We start from the raw sequence: 22361 nt of genomic DNA on the forward strand, positions 1-22361 counted from the left end.
TCAAATCTTTCGATTCTATTACTCTCATTCTTTTGTTTTGAAATCTCTTTCAAAACGGCTGTCAATTCAATATGTCTAGGAACGTGTTCTGCTTATTTAAACTGAATTTTATTTCAGTCTCTTTTCGCTTGGTTTGCACTCCTTAAAGTGCTTCTCAAAGCGGGTGCAAAAGTGCAACTTCTTTTCTTAACCGGCAAGTGTTTTGAAAAGTTTTTTTTGAAAATTTTCATCCCGTTTTTCTTATCTCTGAAACTCGATTTCTCAACGTTTCCACTTACTCAATTTGTCTATGAACTTGCTCCCTTTCGGGTCGGCAAAGATAACTACTTCTTTCTTTTCTCGCAAATCTTTTTTCTAAAACTTTCGCCTTATTTTTGATTCGATTTCCAATATTTAAGTAAGAACGTCTGCGTCATTGCGGGTGCAAAACTACACTCTTTATTCCGTTTTTCAAGCTTTTTAATTGCTTATTTTTAACATTTTCTTAATACCTGTTTTAAGTTGCTGAAAACATGGCTCTTGCACAGCAAAGTTTTTTCCTCTCCCCGGCCCTCCCAAAGGAAAGGGTGACTAAATGGATAGGATTAGTAGCAATCATTATATATTAGGTAGTGAATACTATGTACGCTGTCAAAGCGACAGTCCTATAAATAATGTAAAATATAAATACTAATGAGTGAGATTTCTCCTTTGACGAAATGACAAAGTTCCTAAAAACGATGGCCCGCGTTAGGGATAGTAGCGGAAAGCCCGCAGTCCCGCCTTTTTTTGCGGGACGAGGACTTGCAGCGGATAGCCCGACCCATTATAACAAAAGAGGCAACTACCCATTGATAATTGCCTCTTTTTTATAATGGGGAACGCCCAAATAACTATTTAATCAAAACGTATGGCTTTGACTGGCGAAATTTTGGTTATTATATAGGAAGGAATTAATAATACCAGGAAACAAACGGCGACTGTGAGCAAATTCAATAAAAGAATGTATCCCCAATTTAAATAGACCGGTGCTTGATTGACATAGTAGTTTTCGGGATTCAATTGGATTATACCGAATTGCTGCTGGATTAACAATAACGAAATGCCAATTAAGTTCCCCCAGAACAGCCCTCTTACGATAAGGTAAAAGGCATTGTAGAGAAATATTTTGCGAACTGACCAATTATTGGCGCCTAATGCTTTTAGTATTCCTATCATTTGAGTCCGCTCGAGTATTAATACTAATAGCGCAACGACCATATTAATAGTAGCGACAAGTATCATGACTACTAATATAACGATGATATTAAAATCAAATAGTTGAAGCCACTCGAATATATAACTGTATTTTTCAATTATGGTTTTACTGTCCAGTGTTGACGATGTTTGTTCATATACTTGTTCACCAATAGACTTAATATTATTAAAATCATTTACAAAAATTTCAAAAGCTCCTACCTGATCAGGCGCCCATTTATTGATGCGCTGTATGTGGCGAATATCACCTATTACATAGGTAGCATCGAATTCTTGAAAACCGGAGTTGAAAATCCCTGTGATTTTAAATCTTCGGATGTTGGGTAATTGATTTTGACTTTCTTTTATAAAGAATGTATTGAAGGAATCACCCACTTTTAGATTCAATCTATTGGCTAGGAATTGTGATATCAATACGTCTTGATTGACTCTTTTTGAAAAATCAGGAAGTTTTCCAGAAACGAGATACTCCTTTATATTGTCCCATCTATAATCATTACCCACTCCTTTGAATATAATTCCCTCAAAAGCAGTTTCAGTTCTGATGATTCCGGCTTTACTGGCGATAGCCTGAACATGACTTACTCCAGGAACAGCTGTGAACTTTGGATAAAAATCTTGTTTTTTAGAAATGGGAACTAATGTGACTTCGGATTGATTGTTGTCGTAATTCGAAATAATGATATGTCCGTTGAAAGCTGAAACCTTTTCTCGGATCTTTTGCTGTAACCCTATCCCAGTCGCTACCGAAACAATCATCATAATCATGCCAATGGCAATTGCCGAAATAGCAATTTTTATAATTGGAGCAGAAATGCTACTTTTATAATCTTTAGCAGTGATAAGTCGTTTGGCTATGAAATATTCTAAATTCAATTTGATTCGATTTCTAATTTGGATTTGCTTCGCCAGTTCGCGTCGCTTGTGCCAAAAATACAGCTAAAACACGAATTACACTAATTGGCATTAATTTTATTTGAACCTATATATGATACCATTTTCCAAATTATCGCTTTGTTTTATATTTTTAATAATCATTTCAACTTCGTGTTCGGCTAGAAAAAAAGATTTAAGAGGAAATGTAAAATCGGATTTAGAAAATAGTAAAAACAATTCAGCAATAGAAATAAAGACTGGAGCCGATAATTATGACAAATATCTACCATTATTAAAGCATAAGAAAATTGGAATTGTAACTAACCAAACCGGAATTCTCTCCAACAAAACACATTTAGTAGATTTTCTTTTAGAAAAAAACATTGACATTCAGAAAATATTTGCACCAGAACACGGTTTTCGCGGCACTGCAGATGCAGGTGAACATGTAATTGATGGAAAAGATTCAAAAACTGGACTCCCTATTATTTCATTGTATGGTGACAATAAAAAACCAAAATTAGAGCAATTAAGCAAAATTGATATCATGGTTTTTGATTTGCAAGATGTTGGTGCTCGATTTTATACTTATATTTCTTCGTTACACTATATAATGGAAGCATGCGCCGAAAATAACATTCCGCTAATACTTCTTGACCGACCAAATCCTAACGGAAGTATTGTTGACGGTCCGGTTCTAGAAAAAGAGTTTACCAGTTTTGTGGGTATGCATCCAATTCCACTGTTACATGGAATGACAATTGGTGAGTATGCGCAAATGATAAATGGTGAAAAATGGTTAAAGAATGGTGCACAATGTAAACTGATCGTAATTCCATGTACAAATTACAACCGCAAAATGAATTATAGTTTACCGGTAAAACCTTCGCCTAATCTTCCAAATGATCAAGCCGTGAATCTATATGCGAGTTTGTGCCTTTTTGAAGGCACCAATGTAAGTGTGGGACGAGGGACTGAAAAACAGTTTCAAATTTATGGCTCTCCTTATTTACCGAAAAGTGACTTTAGTTTTATTCCGAAACCAAATTTTGGTGCTCAAAATCCAGTTTACAATGGCAAAGAATGTTATGGAGAAGATTTATCTTCACAGACAAGAGTAAATAAGCTAGAATTAAAATGGTTACTTAAAGCCTATCAAATCACAACCGATAAATCAAAATTCTTCAATCCCTTTTTTAAAAAATTAGCAGGAACTAAAAAACTGCAACAGCAAATAGAAAATGGAACTTCGGAAAAGGAAATCAGACAAAGCTGGGAGAAAGGACTTAGCGAGTTTAAGAAAATGAGATTAAAATATTTGATATATTAATCCTCAACCCAACCCTCTCCAAAGGAGAGGGAGCCAGAACCGCATACGTCATTGCAAATATTAAATTACAATGGCAATTTTTTTTTCATTTCTTCTACTATATTAAAAGCTGCCGGGCATATCGCTACGTTTTTCAAAGTTAGATCCGTAATTTGCTGAAACTTTTTTCGATCTGTATGCGGAAATTCTCTGCATGCTTTTGGACGCACATCATATATCATACACGCATTTTCATTATCCAGAAAAGTACAGGGAACACTTTGTAGCACATAATCCCGGTCTTCATCGATTTGAAGGTATTGCTGGATAAACTGTTGTGGCTTTTGGCGCAGGTATTTTGAAACACGTTCAATATCAGCATCTGTAAATAAAGGTCCCGTAGTTTTACAGCAATTTGCACACTTTAAACAATCCATTTTCTTGAATTCGGCATCATGCAAATCCTGCATCACGTAATCTAAATTCTTTGGTGTCTTCTTTTTCAGCTTATCGAAATACTTTTTATTTTCGATATGCTTATCTTTGGCTTCTTTAGGAAGATTGTTTAAAATAGTATTCATGCGCAGATTCGGTTATTCGATAAAACTTTCCGCAAAATTACTTAAAACAAATCAACAAATAACTAAATTAACACATCAACTCTAATGAAAGACCTTTTTGGCAAAGCCATACTTGATTTTCAAACCAAAAATTCACCAGAAGATTTAATTACGGAAACCACGATATCTGAAGAAGATGAAATGAGCGTTGCTTATTTATTTCGTTCTTATGATGAAATGCCACATATGGAACAAAAAGCGCTACAACTGGCCAAAGGTAAAATTCTGGATGTAGGTTGTGGTGCAGGAAGTCATAGTTTGTCTTTGCAAAATGAACGCAATTTAGACGTTACTTCTATAGACATTTCTCCAAATGCTATTCATGCGTGTACTCTTCGCGGACTTAAAAAAGCGAAAGTTCAGGACGTGCTGACATTAGAAAACGAAAAATACGACACGATACTCCTCTTGATGAATGGTGCTGGAATGTGCGGAAAACTGAAAAACATCCCCAATTTCCTTTTAAAATTAAAAACATTATTGAATCCTGGCGGACAAATTCTGTTGGACAGTTCTGATATAATTTATATGTTTGATGATGCTGAAGACGGCGGAAAGTGGATTCCTTCCCAAAATGAATATTATGGCGAAATCGTTTTTAATATTTCATACAAAGGCGAGAAGGAAAAACCATTCGACTGGATGTTTATTGATTATAATACTTTACAAAATGCCGCTTTAGACAATGGATTGCAATGTGAGTTGATTCTTGAAGGCGAACATTTTGATTACTTAGCGAAACTTTCGATTTAGAAAACACATAAAGACTACTTATAGTATGGAAAATTCAGCATTGGAAAAATTACGTTATCCTATTGGGAAATTTATCATCCCGGAAATCTATTCAAGTGAATATCTTAATAATAAAATAGCAGAAATCGCAAGTTTCCCAGAACGATTAAAAAAAGAAGTGATTGATTTAACCGAGGAGCAACTCGAGACACCATACCGCCAGAATGGGTGGACGATTCGGCAAGTCGTTCATCATTGCGCAGACAGTCATCTGAATTGTTTCATTAGAATCAAATGGTCATTGACCGAAGACAAACCTGTAATAAAAGCCTATCATGAAGATCGTTGGGCAGAATTACATGATAATACAACAATGCCAATCCAGCCTACTCTTTCTTTTCTCGAAGGGTTGCACTTTCGTTTAGCTTATTTAATGAATAGTCTTTCTGAAGCGAATTTAGAAAAGTCCTTTATTCATCCCGAGCATAACGCAGCATTTCAATTGAAAGAAATAATTGGAACCTATGCTTGGCATGGAAACCACCATTTGGCACACATCACCGAATTGAAAAAACAAAAAGGTTGGTGATTTTAGGAGCTCTTTCCAGCTATCCGTTATATCTTTATGGTCTCATTAAAAAAATGAGACCATAAAGGATGCCGCTTCTATCTAGGCTAGGCAATAGGTTCCAAGAAATAAGTTCCCCTGAAATTGTAAGTCAACTATATTTTGTAAGTCAACTTTATTAATTAATTCAAAACCCCAAACAGCAATTAGTTGTTTGGGGTTTAAATTTTAAGGAATATTCAAATATTTATGTGTTTGTAGCGATACGCGCCATTTTGGATTGTTCATTACATAATCAACAATCAACGGCGTCATTTCTTCTTTTTTACTCCATTCTGGCTGCAGGAATAAAATGGCATTCCCATTCACTTTCTCGGCTTGCTCTTCAGCAAAAATAAAATCGTGTTTATTATAAATGATTACTTTCAACTCATGTGCATTATCATAAACCGTTTGCGTTGGCAATTTATTCTTCTTTGGAGACAAACAAATCCAATCCCAAATTCCCGTTAATGGATATGCTCCTGAAGTTTCTATGTGAACTTTTCTACCTTTTCCTTTTAGATTTTGCGTTAGCAAAGTCATATCCCACATTAAAGGTTCTCCACCAGTAACCACAACAGTTTCTGAATACTTGCTTGCATTAGAAACTATCACATCAATTCCAGTAGGAGGATGTAATTCGGCATTCCAGCTTTCTTTAACATCACACCAATGACAACCAACGTCACATCCGCCAATTCTAATAAAGTATGCGGCTGTTCCTGTATGAAATCCTTCACCTTGAATGGTGTAAAATTCTTCCATCAATGGAAGCATTGCGCCTTTATTAACTTCTAATTGTATTTCTTTTGATAACATTATTTAATTTTAAAGTGCAAAGATAGTTAATTTGAAAATGAGTTAATTTGATATTTGGTAAATGCTTGCTAAAAACCACTAATAACAGCTACTAGCCCCGATAAAAACGGCATCCTTTTTTAGGGAATTTTTTTGACCTAAAAAAGATAAAGCGAATAGCGGGCCTGATCACCCCAACTAATCCTAACGATCATGCTCAAAAAAAAACCGATAGTTCTTTAGGAGCTATCGGTTTTAGTATTTAAAAAATTTCGTTTATTTCAAAGTTTGCAATGATTTAGTAGCATACTCATTTGTTGGATCCAGTGCAAGTGTTTTGCTAAAGTATTCAATAGCCTTAGCTTTGTTTGTATTAGCATAACTTGCTGCCGAGTTATTATAAGACTCTATAACTTTAGCTTTTACTGCCTTTTTTTCTAACTCTTCAGGTCCTTTTTCAGTAACAACTTTGATGTAGTCTTCATAATATTTCACCATCATGTCATCTTTTTCAAGTAATCTATTAGTTCTTGCTCTAAAGATATAAGCATCTTGAGTAGCAGGAGAAGCTTCGATAACATTTCCAAAAGCTATGTCAGCTTTTTGCAACGCAATAGGATCTGGTTTCACAACATCTTTTCTAGTATTGTCATAATATAATGAGTTTCCTAAATAAAAATTGTCAAGTAAATAATTTCTAGATTCTTTATTTGTTACTGCAATTTCATAAATCGCACTTGCTTCTTTGAATAGTTTTTGTTCATACAAACTTTTTCCAAGATCTGCTAGATTATTAGTGATTGTAATTTCCATTTCAACCGCTTTCTTAACATCTAAAATCCCTTTATTAAAAAGAACAGGGTCTATAGTTTTACCATCAGCACCTATTGATTTTTTAATTTTAGCAAAACCTAAATATTGATAATCTACAGCAAGCACTTTATTAGTAGGAGTTGCTATAAAACTTTCTAATGATTGAATTGCAACATCAGCATTTCCATTTTCATATGCTGCAAAGCCTAAATAACGTAAAATTCTAGGATTAACTTTATCCAATTCTTTCATTTTATTAGCTTCAATTTCCAATGCTTTGTAGTCACCTGCTAAGATTAAAAAGTCAGCATGACGCATACGAGAAGCCAAAGAATAATCTGTTAGACTCATATATTTCTCATAATAATTCAATGCTTTTTGTAGGTATTCTTTACTTTTAGAGGGTTCATTTCTTCCCCATAAATAATATGTCTCTGCTAATTCACGATAAACTGGCCCGTAGTTAGCATTTGTAGCGATAACATTATCATAAGCTTTTACGGCTTCAGTATATGCTTTAGCTCCTTTAAGCAATACACCTAACTGCATTTTGGCTCTTATCAAAGTTGGATCTGCTTGAAAAGCATCACGATATGCTACGTAAGCTTCATTTTGATTTTTATCCCCATAAAAAGCATTTCCTAGTTCAAGTAAAACTTGCCCATCTTGTGGATTATTAATCTTGGCTCTGCTTAAAACAGATAGTGCACTTTTATAATCAGGTTTGTTCGCAGCCATATAAGCTTTAGCAATGTAGATATATTCTTCTACATCTTTCTTTTTCACATCTTTGGAAGCCAAAGCAAAATTAGCTTGTGCAGCAACAACATTTCCATTGTCTAAATCTAATTGACCTAATCCAATATAATTAAGTTTAGCTCCTTCAGTACCACTCAATCCTTTTTGAAAATAGATTTTAGCACTATCTGATACGTTTTGCGTAAGATAGACGTTGCCTAAAAGAAAAGCAGCTTTTCCATTAGATGGTTTAGTATTTATAATTGATTTTAAAATCGATTTTGCACTATCGAATTGTTCTGCGTCAATTGCTTTTTTTGCCTGATTCAAATCTTGAGCTTGACTTACGGTTACCGAAGCCAATAAAGCAACACTAAAAATTTTAAATTTATTCATCTTTAATTGTAGTTAATTTATTTTTTATCGTTTTCAATTTGTTTTCTAATTTTAATATTCCTGCCGGGTATACGAACAGGAAGCAAACCAGATTTTAAAATTATTCTTTGTCCAATATCCCCTGCAACGAATGAAGCAAAGCCCATTCCTAAACCTGAATATCCTTGACAATTGATTATATACAAATCGCGTGCCAAAGGGTATTTACCTTCGGCTATATTATTTTGGGAAGGAGTGTAGGACTTATCACTTTTATCTCCTATTACTCCTAAAGTATTTACATTATCAACATATTTTTGCATCGTTGGCATAGGTTGAGAAAGCCAATTAACCCCTACAACCCCAATCATCCCTTCATTTTCAGAAACATATTTAATAACTTCATCATTAGTTTTAAATGAAAAAACACCTTTTTCAGGTATTGCTTTTAATCCTGCAAGTGAGTTCATATACCTAACTGTGCTTGAATTTGGATTATCAAAGACCAATCCTTTAATGGAAGCAACTGGCCTTCCTTGCATAAAACTAATAACATCTTTTAACGCTACAATAGTATCATTATTATTTTTATTAGTGATAAAAGCGACTGCGTCTGTAGCAAATACAGTCACTTTAGGAGTAATTTTTCTTTGATCAAAAATTTTCAATTCCTTATTTGACAAATTTCTTGACAAAATAACAATTGCTGCCTTTTCATTAAACAAAGAATTAACCGTTTCAGATTCTGATTTTGGAATAAGTTTTATTTTAGCTTCATACTTACTTTCAAAAACGGCTACTTGATCTTCAACAATAGGAGTTAAAGTTTCATCAACATAAATAGTTGTAGAGCCTTTAAGTATAGTTTCCTTTTCTTTTGAATTATTAGCTTGATTACAAGCAAACATTAAAACAATTACTGAAAAAATAATAAAATACGGAAGCTTAGCATAATTTTTCATAACCTAGTTTTTATTATCATTTATAATTCGAAAGAATCTAATAGAAGAGTATACGATAAGTAAGACCCCAAATGCAATTCTATAAGTTGGTTGAATTGTTAAAGGAAAATTCTTCATAAAGATAATCAATAAACCTAAAACAAGATAAACTAGAAAAAACAAAATTCCTAAAACAAGAAGAAATCGCTCTTTAAGCGATTTCTTCTTAATATTATTTACTATGTTATTTAACATTATTCTGCAGATTGTATAGTAATTGGAAGAGAATAAAGGACTCTTACTGGTTTACCATTTTGCTCTCCCGGTTTCCATCTAGGACATTTGTTTAGTACACGGATAGCTTCTTTTCCTGTACCGTAACCAATATCTCGGATTACTTTAATATCAGTCAATGACCCATCTTTTTCTACAACAAAAGTAACATAAACTTTACCTTTTAAACCTTCTTCTTCTGGAGTTTGATAATTTTTACCAACATATGCGTAAAACTTATCCATTCCTCCTGGAAAATCTGGTTTAACCTCTATACCTGCGGTGTTGTAAATTTGATTATCTTCAGCAATTACTTCACTAGGTCCATTACCAACTGGCTCAACTGACAATTCAGCATCTGGATCTCCTTTAATAGTTTCAGCACCTAATTTTTTATCTTTTATCTCAACAATTTTTGGTGGCTCTTCAGTAACCTCATCTGCTTTAGCTACAACTGGCTTAACAAATTTCACCTGATCTACTTTTGGTGGAGGTGGTGGAGGTGGTGGAAGATCTTTTTTAACTTCTTCCTTCTTAGGCGGTAACTTTACCGTAGTAATTTTAGTGTCTAATACTTCAGAATCATCCGAAGAATTAGGAATAAGACTCATGATAAGCGGTGCACTAACAGCAAGAGCGAAAACAATTGCACCAAGCACAAGAGCTTTAACCATAGTCTTGTTATTTGTTTTTCTAAGTTCATAAGCACCATAGGCCTTATTACGACCTTCGAATACAATATCAAGCCATTGGTTTGTGAATATATCTAATTTCATTTTTCTTAGTTATTAGGTTATTAAGTAATAAGATAAATCTTATTTACCTTCTAACAATTTTAGTTCCTCTGGAGTAAAATCATTTACAATTGCATACGTTGGAACATCAACAATCGCCATTTCATCTAGAATATCTACTAAATTGCGGTAATTTGATTTTTTGCTTGGTTTGATAATTACAATCATTCCTTTATCTTTATTACCGGTGTATTCTAAAACTGATTTTTTTCTCTTCAATAATTCTTTACGAATCCCTTCTTTACCATAAGAAATATCTTTAGGACCAGCAATTGGTGTTGCCAATAAACCCATATAATATGTCATTTTATCATTATCACCTAATAATACAGTCATAGTACGGTTCTCATCAACTTTAATTGGCTTATCCTTATTTTTATCATCTTCTTTATCTGGCAAACCCAAAGGCATTGATTGCGGTTTAGATAGCGTAGTCGTTAGCATAAAAAAGGTAATTAACAAGAAAGCTAAATCCACCATAGCAGTTAAATCTACTTTTGAATTTGATTTTTTACTTCTTACTTTTCCACCTTTTTTGCCACCACCGTCGCCAGTATTTAATTCAGCCATTTTAGTGTATTTTTTTTAGTTTTTTTCTTTTGCTCTTAAACCCGTAACTAAGTTGAAGCTATTGATTTTTTGGTCTTGTAAAATATCCATAACTTTCAATATAGCTGGATACTCTTCTTTTGCGTCACCTTTTATAGCAAACTGTAATTCTTTGTCATCGACCTCAATATTTGCTATACGAGCGTTGTAGATCCATTCTTTCAATTGATTGTCAAGTGAATCTTTAGGAATACCAGGTTGCAGCCCTTCTTTACTTCGCTCAGCGGTTTTCATAGCAATAAGCTGCTTTAAATTTGAAATCGGAACACCAATTCCCTCCATTAATGCAAATTTTGATGATTCATCTTCTGTAAATGCAACACCGTATTTTTGCCCCATCAACTCAAGTGTTCTTTTACGAACTTCTCTACCTTTTAAGTCAAAAAATACTTTTCCTTTTCCAACAGTAATAGTTGCTAAATCCGTATCCGGCAACTTTGATTGGACTGTTGAAGCAGGGGTATCTACTGGTAACGCTTCTGGAATCTTAGCTGTAGCTGTCAAAATAAAGAAAGTCAGCAAAAGAAAAGCCACATCACACATAGCCGTCATATCAATAGACGCTGCTTTTTTGGACATTTTTATAGCCATTAATATATTTTTTTACATTTATAAGAAAATAGTTCTTTTCACAAGATTACTATTTTCTTATAAACTAAATTATTAATTATTTTTGTGTACTTCTGTAGTGTCTGTAAGTATTTACAATTGTATTACCTGCCTCATCAATAGAATAAGTCAAAGTATCAATTTTAGAAGTAAAAAAGTTGTAAGCTACAATTGCTAATGCTGAAGTAGCAATACCTGTTGCAGTGTTAATCAATGCTTCAGAAATACCGTTTGCAAGTGCAGCTTGATCTGGAGTTCCAGCAGCAGCCAAAGCACCAAATGCTTTAATCATCCCTGTTACTGTTCCTAACAAACCCGCAAGAGTTCCTAGTGAAACTAATGTAGAAAGAATAGTCATATGTTTTTCCAACATTGGCATTTCCAATGAAGTAGCTTCTTCTATTTCTTTGTGGATAGTTTCAGCAGCAGCTTCGCTATCTAAACCTTCTTTTTTAACATCTTGGTATTTCAACAAAGCTGATTTTATTGCATTTGCAACAGACCCTTTTTGTTTATCACATAAAGCAATAGCTCCCTCGATATCACCTGTAGTAATGTTTCCTTGAACACTTTTCATAAACTGATCAAGATTTCCTTTACCAGCTGCTTTTGAAATTACTGCAAAACGCTCAAATGAAAACACGATAACCATTAACAAACATCCTAATAAAATAGGTACAATAGGACCTCCTTTATATACCATTGCTAAGTAATTCCCAGGGATTGGGTGACCTGTGTTGACACCACCTTCGAAGTTAGCACCATTACCCATTATAAAATTCCATATTATCCATCCAACAAAAACACATGCTACAATAATGATTCCTGAAATCATTCCTCCACCTTTTGAACCGTTTTCTTTTTTAACGTTTGCCATTTTTTTAAATTTTAATAGTTTTAAATAATTTAATCTTTTAGTTATAATAAACTTGTAGTGGAGCAAATTTATATTTTTAGTTTAAATAAAAAAACTTTTTTTAATTTTATTATAATTAATTTTATTCCCAACAAATATTCACTGATTTAAAATTTACATTTATATCAGAATTCACAAGTGAATTAGCTATTTTGTAAAAAAAAATATATTTTTTTATGATATATTAAGACAATATTTCAAAATCTAGATTGAAACAGTTAAAGATATTTTTTTTTATTATTAACAATAAAAAAGCAGGAAAACTGCAGTTAACACTTTATTAATACGTATTATCAAAATTTATACCTTACAAATGATTTTAATTCAACCCTATTATGAGCAGAAAAGAAGATTTTATACAACACATTAATAACGGCTATATTTCTAAAGGAGAAAGCATTATTTTGGGTGGAGCCATGCTTGACGGAGAGGCTTTGGCTGATGCCCATGTAAAAATACCGTTAAAAACATTGAATCGACACGGATTGATTGCCGGAGCAACTGGGACTGGAAAAACTAAAACAATTCAAGTACTTTCAGAACAGTTATCCTCCATTGGAATTCCAATAGTAATGATGGATATAAAAGGAGATTTTAGCGGTATTGCAAAAGAAGGGGAAGAAAAACCCTTCATTACTGAACGTCATGCTAAAATTAACATCCCATACAGTGTTTCAAGTTTTCCTGTTGAACTATTGACTCTATCGGAACAAAACGGAGTTCGTCTTCGCGCAACAATATCAGAGTTTGGGCCCGTATTGTTTTCTAGAATATTAGGATTGAATGATACGCAAGCGGGCGTAGTAGCAGTTATTTTTAAATATTGTGACGATAACAAAATGCCTTTATTGGATCTTAAAGACATCAAAAAAGCAATCAATTATATAACTGAAGAAGGAAAAGACGAGATTTCAGCCAATTATGGTAAAATTTCCACTTCAACAACCGGAATTATTCTTAGAAAAATAGTTGAATTAGAACAACAAGGAGCTGAATTGTTTTTTGGAGAAATGTCTTTTGATATTAATGATTTAATGCGAATGGATGAAAATGGCAAGGGGTATGTTAATATCCTTCGTTTGACTGACATTCAAGACAAACCAAAACTATTTTCGACATTTATGTTGAGTTTGCTGGCTGAAATCTACCAACAAATGCCTGAAAAAGGAGATATCGACCAACCTGAACTGGTTATTTTTATTGATGAAGCTCATTTAATTTTTAATGAAGCCAGCAAAGCATTATTAGAACAAATAGAAACAATCATAAAACTAATTCGTTCTAAGGGAATTGGGATTTATTTTATTACCCAAAATCCCATGGATATACCAAGTGGTATTTTGGCACAATTGGGTTTAAAAATACAACATGCTTTAAGGGCTTTTACTGCAAATGACAGACAGGCGATAAAACAAACAGCCGATAATTATCCTACATCGGAATATTATAAAACTGACGAAGTCTTAACCAGTCTTGGAATTGGAGAAGCCTTAGTGACTGCCTTGAATGAAAAAGGAATTCCGACCCCGCTTGCGGCAACCATGATGCGCGCACCGATGAGCAGAATGGATGTTTTGACTGAAAGTGAAATTCAGGAAATCAATGCTAAATCGAAACTGGTAAAAAAATACAGCGAGCTTATTGATCGTGAAAGCGCTTACGAAATGCTCAATAAAAAAATTGCAGTTGTCGAACAGGAAGCTACAGAACAAGAGCAAAAAAAAGCAACTGAGAAAGAAGAAAATAGTGGGCCAAGCACTGCAAGTGTTGTAGGAAAATCAGTTTTAAAAGTATTGACAAGTGCTACTTTTATTAGAGGCGCATTTGGCGTTTTAACAAAAATGTTTAAGAAATAAAGTTTACTATACCCATTTAGAATTAAATTGCTCGATGGGTATTTCAAAAAAATTATTGTAATAACTCTAAAATCTTGTTCTCAACTACTTCGCTATTCCAAATATTCTCAATGTTTTCCATTTTTAAAACTTCTTCCATAATAGCGTTTTGATAGTCCCCAATCGCTAAAGCCTCGGCATAAGGACGATCACTAAAAGTTACCCTGCTATAAAGCGGAATCCATTTTTCAGGATGTTTATCCGAAAATGATTTTTCAATTTTCTTTTGCAACAGGAATTTTTCGTCCGCTGTTTTGGAGCTCATTTCCATAAAATTACGATACGAAAGTTCCGCAATCGCATCCGCATTAGGCTTACGGGATTTTTGATATTCAGAAAAAATGGTTTTCCAGTCATCGCCGTACGTTTCAATCATTTCATAAAGTATCGAAATATCTTCAAAGCCAGCGTTCATCCCTTGTCCATAGAAAGGTACAATCGCATGACAGGCATCGCCAATTAAGGCAATTTTATCTTCATAAGTCCAAGGATAACACTTCATCGTTACCAACGTACTCGTTGGATTTTTGAAGAAATCTTCGGTCAATTTTGGAATCACATCAATCGTGTCCGGTAAGTTTTTTTCAAAGAAAGCTTCCACTTCTTTTTGGTTTTTTAACGATGCAAAAGAATTTTTTCCTTCGAATGGCATAAATAAGGTACACGTAAAACTACCATCTAAATTAGGCAATGCAATCAACATGTATTCGCCTCGAGGCCAAATATGGAAAGAATTTTTGTCTAATTTATGAGTTGCGTCCGAATTTGCAGGAATGTTTAATTCCTTATATCCAATAGGCAAAAATTCTTGTGAATAATCAAACATACTTTGACGTTGCATCCTGTGGCGAATTCTAGAAAATGCGCCATCAGCACCAAAAACCATATCGTATTTTTTGTCTTCCCAAGCACCTCTTTCAGTTTCACCGATATGTAAAGTCGCATCGTCTAAGGTTACATCCCAAATTTTATGCTCGAAAAAGAATTCTGCTCCTGCGGCTTCCGCCAAATCAATCATTTCCCTGTTTAAAGTCCCTCTCGAAATCGAATAAATAGACTCCCCTTCTTGTCCGTAATTTTGAAAATTAAGCTTGTCTACAAGATGAATGGCACGTTTGTCCATAGGAATTGCAATTTCGCGTACCGCATCTCCCACTCCAACTCCATCCAGCGCTTTCCAGCCTCGGTTAGACATGGCTAAATTGATAGAACGGCCGGAGAATTGAATTTGTCTAATATCTGGACTTCTATCATAAACATGAACGACATGCCCTGCTTTTCGAAGGTAAATAGCCAATAGAGATCCAACTAATCCGGAACCTACAACAGCTATTTTTTTGGGAGTTTGCATTAATTTTTTATAAAAAGTTAGGCAAAATTACTGATTTATTATTTTAAGAACTTTAAAAACGATTACTTTTTATACGGAATGAAGACCAATTTTGTTGAAGTCCTAACAATTTCCTCCTTGTTTAGTTTCATTCTTCTAAATTTCCCTGCGTTATAAAGCGCAGCCTGATCACTATAGTGCGCACTCAGTGGGTTTCCGGATTGTCCCGTGGGCAGGATGCTCCAACTGTTTTCTATATCCGAAAAATCAATAATTCTTCTCGTTGATGGGCCTGCTGAAACTTTATAATCCCCATTTTCTGAAAATGCGAACATTTGATTATTGATTACCTCATTTGAACCTGAAACTTCAAAAGGTCCCACATTGAAAAATTTTCTCAGTGCCGCTATTTTCCCCAATGGATGTTGATGTTCCAAAGTATGCACTTTATTCCAAGTCCAAGCCGGAACTGAATTTCCCAATTGTTTTTCTAAATCTGCAACAGCCTCTTTAAACGATTGTGACAGGATTTGGCTTCTGGTTTCTTTTCTGTTTTTGCTGGCAATATTGTCCCACCAAAGGGAGACCTCATTAGCCATTTGCTTCGCAATTATTTGTTTCATGATATGTGTTCCCAGAAATTGCTTAAAATTAACTTCTCCAAGTTCGTCTTCAAAAGTATTTTTCAAATACAAATAAACCCATTTATTATAAATCGTTGGTGCTACATCGCCAAGATTATTCGATCCATTCCAAATTTTCAGAATATCGATCGCTTCTTTTTCATTCTTAGAAAGTGTATTATAATTGACACTCGAAATTAAAATCGCAGCCACTTCTGGAGCGACTGATGACGTATTGTCAAAAATCATTTTGCTCACCGATTTTTTATCCCAATCTGATTTTCGGTTTAACAATTGTGTAATTCTTTTGGCTCGGTCTTCGGGAAGATAATAGCCTGGATATAAAAACCCGTCTATGGGTTCTGGCTGATTGTTAGCCGAATAAACGTAATTCCAATTTGGATTCACCGCCGAAGGATTTTTGGAGAAATCCAAATATTCAGCAACATCATCTTTACCATTTGCACCATCCAGAATAAAATTAGTATTTACTCCTTTATTGTGTTTGTATAATTTCCCGGTTGCCCACCAAGCCACATTTCCTTTGGCATCACCATACATGATATTCAATCCCGGCGCCGCTATCAAAGCCACGCCTTTGTGGAAATCGGCCATACTTTTAGCATGAGAAAGTCTGTATACCGCATCGAGTATCTGGATGGGTTGTTGGGTATAAATCCAGGACATCGCAATGGGCTTATTTTTATTTAACCCGGCAATCAAATCATTCATTATAGGACCATGGCGACTCACTTTTACATTCAAAACTAGAGCAACACTATCTTTTACTTTTATCATTTTTTTTCTAATTTCATACGTCCTGAAACCGTTTGGTGCTTTGTAAGCCGCCGCATCATTTGGATGATTTTCTTCTTGGTAAAAATCAATATCGTCATTTTCAAACATCGTCAACCCATAGGCATATTCGCGATTGTGTCCCAACAAAGGAAAAGGAGTTCCAGCCAAATAGCAGCCATATAATTCAAAATCTGGAGTTACCAAATGCGCTTCGTACCAAGTTCCAGGTTTTGAAAAACCAATATGAGGATCATTGGCAAAAATAACTTTCCCCTTTTTAGTTTTCTTGGGCGCAATAACCCAACTATTACTTCCTATAAATGGAGGAATTGGCGATTGATCTAAAAGTGACTCGATAGACTTTGCAATAGCGCTATATTCCTGTGGAGATTCTTCGGCATTTTTTATTCGGGTCGTATTAAAAGAACTATCAATGCCAAAATCCTTTAGATAATCGTTTCCATATTTATTTCGAATATCCGTCAGTAAAGGATCTGTTTTTTGAGCCATTGCAAAACTAAAAGACATGTATCCAAAAATATTATAAACGTCTTTTATGGTAAATTTCTCTTTCTTAACCCCAAGTAAACTGAATTCTATTGGCGTTTTTCCCTCCTCAATATATTGATTGATTCCATCCAAATAAGCCATCGTCAACTGATAACTCGGATTATTTTTATCCAACGTAGCAATCGCTTTTGCAGAAGCTTCTTCGATTCCGAGTCCTGCAAAAAACTTGTCGTTTTTCAATGTTACCGAACCAAAAATCTCCGATAATCGTCCCGAAGCAATGCGTCGCATCAATTCCATTTGCCACAATCGGTCTTGCGCATGCACATAACCCAAAGCTTCCATAACGTCCTTGGAACTATTGGCGTAAATATGAGGCACTCCAAATTCATCAAAATAAACTGTTGTTTCTTTCTGAATGTTTTTTAGTCTCACTTCACCCTCATATTTAGGTTTTAAATAAAAACCATAAACAATTAGAGCCATTATTACAATCACTGTTAACGAAAGTAAAACGAGAAGGACTTTTTTAAGTTTTTTCATTTTTGGATAAATTGGTAAACAAATATATAGGATTTGGAAGTTATTTTAAATTTATTTCCCATTGCTTTTGAATGTAAAAATGCCGAATACATTTATTTTGTTTAATTTATTTTAAATTTTATTAAACAAAAAAGTATATTTGTTCTAAATTTAAAAAGACATGAAGCACATTTCTAAAGACGCCATTTCTCAAATGGAGAAAATCGCACAATTGAACTTAATCAATTCATGCACCGGATATAAATCTGCCAATTTACTTGCTACAAAATCCATTGATGGGAAACCTAATGTGGCCATTTTTAGCAGCGTAACTCATCTAGGCAGCAATCCTGCACTAATTGGATTTATAATGAGACCTACAACTGTTCCCAGAGACACCTACAAAAACATTAAAGAAACTGGGCATTTCACTGTTAACCACATAACCGTTGACATGATTGAAGATGCGCATCACACCTCTGCAAATTATGAAATAGGCATTTCAGAATTTGATAAAACCAATCTTGAAGAAGAATATAAAAATGATATTGAAATTCCTTTCGTAAAAGGAAGTCCCGTTCAATTGTATTGCAAATATGTAAATGAATATTATATCAAGGAAAATGATACCATTCACATTATCGCTTCTATAGAAAATTTGTTTTTTGAAGAAGAATTGGAACACAAAGATGGTTGGTTGCAGATTGATAAAGCAAATGTTGTGGCGCTAAATGGGCTTGACGGGTATTGTTTACCCAAATTAGTAGATCGTTTTCAATACGCCCGAAAAGAAATTCCCACCGCTTCCTTTTATAAAAAACAAATATGAGGACACTTCGTTTAATCCTTGGCGATCAGCTAGATATAAAGCATTCCTGGTTTCAGAAAAATGACGAAAATATTATTTACGTTATCGCCGAAATGCGTCAAGAAACGGATTATGTAAAGCATCATATCCAGAAAGTAGTGGCGTTTTTTCTATCGATGAGGATTTTTTACACAACGATACAGGCTCAGGGCCACCAAGCCGTTTATTTTCAAATTACAGATCCTGATAATCCCCAGGATTTAGAAAAAATCATTGCCGTTTGTATCGAAAAACACAAAATCGAAAAATTCGAATACCAGCTACCTGACGAATACCGACTGGACCAACAATTAAAAACAATTTGTTCTAATCTAAGAATAAATTCAGAAGCTTTTGACTCTGAACATTTTTATACCACGCGTCACGAACTTTCCCAATTTTTTGAAGGAAAGAAGTTATTGTTGATGGAAAATTTCTATCGCAACATGCGTAAAAAACATCATATCTTAATGAATGGATCAGCTCCTTTGGGAAATCAATGGAATTTTGATGCAGCTAATCGTAAAAAATACAAAGGTGAAGTCCCTGTCCCTTCGGAAAAAAATTTTCATTCGAATGCTTCTGAAATTGTAGCTCAAATAAATCAAGCTGGTATAATCACTTTTGGAAATCTCGATGAAAATAATTTCAGCTGGCCCACTTCACGTAAGCAATCGCTGGAGGTCTTAGATTACTTCTGTATTAATCTGCTGAAATATTTTGGGGATTATGAAGATGCGATACATACCGAAGAAAAATTTCTTTTCCATTCTCGTTTGTCTTTTGCGATGAACAGTAAAATGCTTTCGCCAAAAGAGGTCATCGAGACCGTTATTTCTTTTTATCATGAGAATGAAGCTAAAATAACACTCTCGCAAGTAGAAGGATTTGTGCGTCAAATTCTAGGCTGGCGGGAATACATTCGAGGAATCTATTGGAAAGAAATGCCCAATTATGCTCAAATGAATGTTTTGAAAAACTATAACAAGTTACCGGATTTTTTCTGGACGGGTAAAACCAAAATGAATTGTATGAGTCATGCTATCAATCAAAGTTTAGATGAAGCATACGCACATCATATTCAACGCCTCATGGTGATAGGGAATTTTACGCTACTGACACAAATCCATCCTGACGAAGTAGACGCATGGTATCTAGGCGTTTATATAGATGCTATTGAATGGGTGGAAATGCCCAACACAAGAGGCATGTCCCAATATGCCGATGGTGGAATTATTGCCACTAAACCGTATGTTTCCTCTGGAAGTTATATCAATAAAATGAGTAATAATTGTACAAAATGCCATTACAATGTAAAAGAAAAATTTGGAGAAAAGGCGTGCCCGTTTAATGCCTTATACTGGAATTTTCTGGATGAAAAAAAAGAGTATTTCAAAGGGAACCAACGCATGGGAATGATGCTGAATTTATTGAATAAAATGAATCCCGAAGAATTGTATAAAATCAAAGTAAAGGCTCATTCCATTATTGAAGATATGGATTCTCTTTAAGCGGAAATAGTCGCAAAAAAAGAGTGTTTAAATTCGATTAGAACTTAAACACTCTTTTTTTATAACAATCTATTTATTATTTTTTGCTTCCGTCAATAATAGCTCCGGTTCCTGCTCCTACTCCTGCTCCTGCCAAACCACCAATTATTGCTCCTTGACCTTTTTTCTTGCTGATAATTGCTCCAGTAACGGCTCCAACTCCAGCTCCAATAACGGCTCCTTTTGCAGCTCCACTCCAACCTTTCTTTTTTGTTGTAGTGGTAGTGGTTGTGTTAGCTGCTGCTTGATGATTGACAACAACAACTTCTTTTTGGGTTACTATCTTGGCTTCTTCAACTTTAGCCATTTCAATTTGCATTGAATCGACGACTTTTTGCTTCTCAAATTCCGCAGTCATGGAATCAGCACTAACTTGCTTCATGGAGTCTATACTAACTTGTTTCGCTTTTTGAATTTCCATTTTTCCTTGATTTTGACAGGAAACAATAACAGCAGACAATATGATAAAATATATTTTTTTCATGATTTTAAATTTTCAGAATTTATAATTCTACAAAGAAACACTTAAACCTTCCAACAAAACTTATAGAATTCAGACTATTTCTTATATAATTATGGGAACGGTTACCTAAGAATTCCTGCTTTTAGAATTTGTCCAAAACGATACATGTCTTCAAAAGTAGTATACAATGGAACGGGGGCTAATCGAATTACATTTGGTTCGCGCCAATCGGTAATTACACCTTGCTCCATTAAATAATCAAATAAACTACGGCCTTCCCCATGAAGCAATACTGATAATTGTGAAGCTCTTTCTGATGGATTTGAAGGCGTAATGATTTCAAAGTTACTGGCTACTTCTTTATCTATTTCGTACAGAATAAATTCTAAATACGAGGTGATTTTATCTCTTTTTGAGATTAAAGCATCCATTCCTATTTCGTCAAACATTTCTACTGACGCCAAATAAGGCGCAAGAGAAAGTACCGGAAGATTACTTATTTGCCAACCGTCTGCCCCACGAATCGGATCAAAATTTTGCTCCATCTTGAAACGACGTTCTTTATTGTGTCCCCACCAACCGGCGAATCTTGGCAACTCCGAATTGTTATGGTGTTTTTCATGAATAAAACATCCTGAAGCATTTCCGGGTCCTGAATTCATGTATTTATAGCTACACCACGCAGCAAAATCTACATTCCATTCGTGCAATTCCAGTTTTATATTTCCAGCCGCATGGGCTAAATCCCAACCAACATAAGCGCCCACTTTATGACCAGCGGCAGTGATGGTTTTCATATCGAAAACTTGTCCAGTGTAATAGTTGACTCCACCTATTAAAACCAAAGCCAACTCCTCACCTACCTCTTCAATTTTGGACAACACGTCTTCTAAACGAATATTGTGTTCGCCTTTGCGGCGCTTGATTTCAACAATAGCATCTTCGGGTGTATTCCCATGAAAATGAACCTGACTTTGAAACATATATTGGTCGGAAGGAAATGCTTTCTCCTCGCAAATAATTTTATATCTGGTTTTTGTAGGACGGTAAAAGGAAACCATCAACAAATGAAGGTTGACGGTCAACGTATTCATCACAGTCACTTCACTTGGTAACGCTCCAACAATTTTACTCAACGGATTAGCAAAACGTTCATGATAATCCCACCATGGTTTTTCACTGTAGAAATGGCCTTCAACAGCCAAATTCGCCCAATCATTCATTACCTCATTTACATACTCTTTGGTCCGTTTAGGCTGTAAACCCAATGAATTTCCTGTGAAATAAATTACCTTTTTTCCATTTACCTGCGGAAAAAGAAATTCATCTTGGTATTTATTTAACTGATCTTGTGAATCAAGTTGTTTTGCAAATTCAAGGGTATTTTCGAAAGTCATTGTTTGTATTTTGTTTGGTAAAAGTACTAAAAAAAGACTGATAGAGAAAAGACTTTTAGTCGACTGACTAAAAGACAAGAGTTAAAAAAATAAGTATTTCCCGAAATAAAAATAATTCATCTATAGTATACTGAATTGGAAACAAAATCGTTATTTGATTATATTTGATTGAATATA

Annotated in this window: 19 protein-coding genes; 6 read left to right on the top strand and 13 right to left on the bottom strand. The window is 34.5% G+C overall.

All coding sequences use genetic code 11. The features are described 5' to 3' along the window. Nucleotides 1-876: 876 nt before the first annotated feature. Nucleotides 877-2112 carry an ABC transporter permease gene (locus tag ACM55M_RS00005; RefSeq protein ID WP_416855415.1) on the bottom strand — a complete coding sequence of 412 codons (1236 nt, stop codon included), beginning with the start codon at nt 2110-2112 and terminating at the stop codon, nt 877-879. A gap of 112 nt (nt 2113-2224) precedes the next feature. Between ACM55M_RS00005 and ACM55M_RS00010 the strand changes: the two genes are divergently transcribed. Continuing rightward, nucleotides 2225-3442, top strand: a complete 1218-nt coding sequence (locus tag ACM55M_RS00010; protein ID WP_416855416.1) for an exo-beta-N-acetylmuramidase NamZ family protein — start codon at nt 2225-2227, stop codon at nt 3440-3442. 65 nt (nt 3443-3507) lie between these two features. Here the strand turns inward: ACM55M_RS00010 and ACM55M_RS00015 are convergent, their stop codons facing one another. Beyond that, nucleotides 3508-4002 carry a YkgJ family cysteine cluster protein gene (locus ACM55M_RS00015; RefSeq protein WP_416855417.1) on the bottom strand — a complete coding sequence of 165 codons (495 nt, stop codon included), beginning with the start codon at nt 4000-4002 and terminating at the stop codon, nt 3508-3510. Nucleotides 4003-4086: 84 nt separating this feature from the next. Here ACM55M_RS00015 and ACM55M_RS00020 point away from each other — a divergent pair, with 84 nt between their 5' ends. Then, nucleotides 4087-4794 (top strand): class I SAM-dependent methyltransferase, encoded by a 708-nt coding sequence (locus tag ACM55M_RS00020; protein ID WP_416855418.1) that lies wholly within the window; start codon nt 4087-4089, stop codon nt 4792-4794. Between the two features lie 25 nt (nt 4795-4819). Beyond that, entirely contained in the window at nt 4820-5362 is a 543-nt protein-coding gene (locus tag ACM55M_RS00025) for a YfiT family bacillithiol transferase (protein WP_416855419.1), read from the top strand. A gap of 207 nt (nt 5363-5569) precedes the next feature. Here the strand turns inward: ACM55M_RS00025 and ACM55M_RS00030 are convergent, their stop codons facing one another. The 7 genes from ACM55M_RS00030 to ACM55M_RS00060 form a co-directional block, all read right to left on the bottom strand. After that, complete coding sequence (locus ACM55M_RS00030; RefSeq protein ID WP_416855420.1) at nt 5570-6202, bottom strand: 7-carboxy-7-deazaguanine synthase QueE; 633 nt, start codon at nt 6200-6202, stop codon at nt 5570-5572. Nucleotides 6203-6457: 255 nt separating this feature from the next. Further along, complete coding sequence (locus tag ACM55M_RS00035) at nt 6458-8128, bottom strand: tetratricopeptide repeat protein (RefSeq protein WP_416855421.1); 1671 nt, start codon at nt 8126-8128, stop codon at nt 6458-6460. 17 nt (nt 8129-8145) lie between these two features. After that, on the bottom strand, nt 8146-9069 hold the full coding sequence (locus ACM55M_RS00040) for a PstS family phosphate ABC transporter substrate-binding protein (RefSeq protein ID WP_416855422.1): 924 nt from the start codon (nt 9067-9069) through the stop codon (nt 8146-8148). A 233-nt stretch (nt 9070-9302) separates the two neighbouring features. After that, on the bottom strand, nt 9303-10097 hold the full coding sequence (locus tag ACM55M_RS00045) for an energy transducer TonB (protein ID WP_416855423.1): 795 nt from the start codon (nt 10095-10097) through the stop codon (nt 9303-9305). A 39-nt stretch (nt 10098-10136) separates the two neighbouring features. Beyond that, nucleotides 10137-10685 carry an ExbD/TolR family protein gene (locus ACM55M_RS00050; protein ID WP_416855424.1) on the bottom strand — a complete coding sequence of 183 codons (549 nt, stop codon included), beginning with the start codon at nt 10683-10685 and terminating at the stop codon, nt 10137-10139. 15 nt (nt 10686-10700) lie between these two features. Further along, nucleotides 10701-11315, bottom strand: coding sequence for an ExbD/TolR family protein (locus ACM55M_RS00055; protein WP_416848955.1), 615 nt, complete (start codon nt 11313-11315; stop codon nt 10701-10703). 76 nt (nt 11316-11391) lie between these two features. Further along, a complete protein-coding gene (locus ACM55M_RS00060) occupies nt 11392-12210 on the bottom strand; it encodes a MotA/TolQ/ExbB proton channel family protein (RefSeq protein ID WP_416855425.1) in 819 nt (272 codons plus the stop codon). A 374-nt stretch (nt 12211-12584) separates the two neighbouring features. Here ACM55M_RS00060 and ACM55M_RS00065 point away from each other — a divergent pair, with 374 nt between their 5' ends. Then, nucleotides 12585-14105, top strand: a complete 1521-nt coding sequence (locus ACM55M_RS00065) for a helicase HerA-like domain-containing protein (RefSeq protein ID WP_416855426.1) — start codon at nt 12585-12587, stop codon at nt 14103-14105. A gap of 52 nt (nt 14106-14157) precedes the next feature. Here ACM55M_RS00065 and ACM55M_RS00070 read toward each other — a convergent pair whose 3' ends face one another. Both ACM55M_RS00070 and ACM55M_RS00075 read right to left on the bottom strand, forming a co-directional pair. Then, nucleotides 14158-15495: an FAD-dependent oxidoreductase gene (locus tag ACM55M_RS00070; RefSeq protein WP_416855427.1), complete on the bottom strand. Its 1338-nt coding sequence runs from the start codon at nt 15493-15495 to the stop codon at nt 14158-14160. Nucleotides 15496-15557: 62 nt separating this feature from the next. Beyond that, nucleotides 15558-17948 carry a penicillin acylase family protein gene (locus tag ACM55M_RS00075; RefSeq protein WP_416855428.1) on the bottom strand — a complete coding sequence of 797 codons (2391 nt, stop codon included), beginning with the start codon at nt 17946-17948 and terminating at the stop codon, nt 15558-15560. 160 nt (nt 17949-18108) lie between these two features. Between ACM55M_RS00075 and ACM55M_RS00080 the strand changes: the two genes are divergently transcribed. Then, nucleotides 18109-18756: a flavin reductase family protein gene (locus tag ACM55M_RS00080; protein WP_416855429.1), complete on the top strand. Its 648-nt coding sequence runs from the start codon at nt 18109-18111 to the stop codon at nt 18754-18756. Continuing rightward, nucleotides 18753-20285 carry a cryptochrome/photolyase family protein gene (locus ACM55M_RS00085; RefSeq protein WP_416855430.1) on the top strand — a complete coding sequence of 511 codons (1533 nt, stop codon included), beginning with the start codon at nt 18753-18755 and terminating at the stop codon, nt 20283-20285. The genes ACM55M_RS00080 and ACM55M_RS00085 overlap by 4 nt, the downstream gene beginning before the upstream one ends. Before the next feature lie 76 nt (nt 20286-20361). Here the strand turns inward: ACM55M_RS00085 and ACM55M_RS00090 are convergent, their stop codons facing one another. Together ACM55M_RS00090 and kynU are read right to left on the bottom strand one after the other, a co-directional pair. Then, the gene (locus ACM55M_RS00090) at nt 20362-20808 is read right to left on the bottom strand and encodes a YMGG-like glycine zipper-containing protein (RefSeq protein WP_416855431.1); all 447 of its coding nucleotides are present in this window, start codon (nt 20806-20808) and stop codon (nt 20362-20364) included. A gap of 101 nt (nt 20809-20909) precedes the next feature. Then, nucleotides 20910-22184, bottom strand: a complete 1275-nt coding sequence (gene kynU / locus ACM55M_RS00095; protein WP_416855432.1) for a kynureninase — start codon at nt 22182-22184, stop codon at nt 20910-20912. Nucleotides 22185-22361 lie beyond the last annotated feature (177 nt).

The sequence above is a fragment of the Flavobacterium galactosi genome, from assembly GCF_048158585.1.
Lineage (GTDB): Bacteria > Bacteroidota > Bacteroidia > Flavobacteriales > Flavobacteriaceae > Flavobacterium > Flavobacterium galactosi.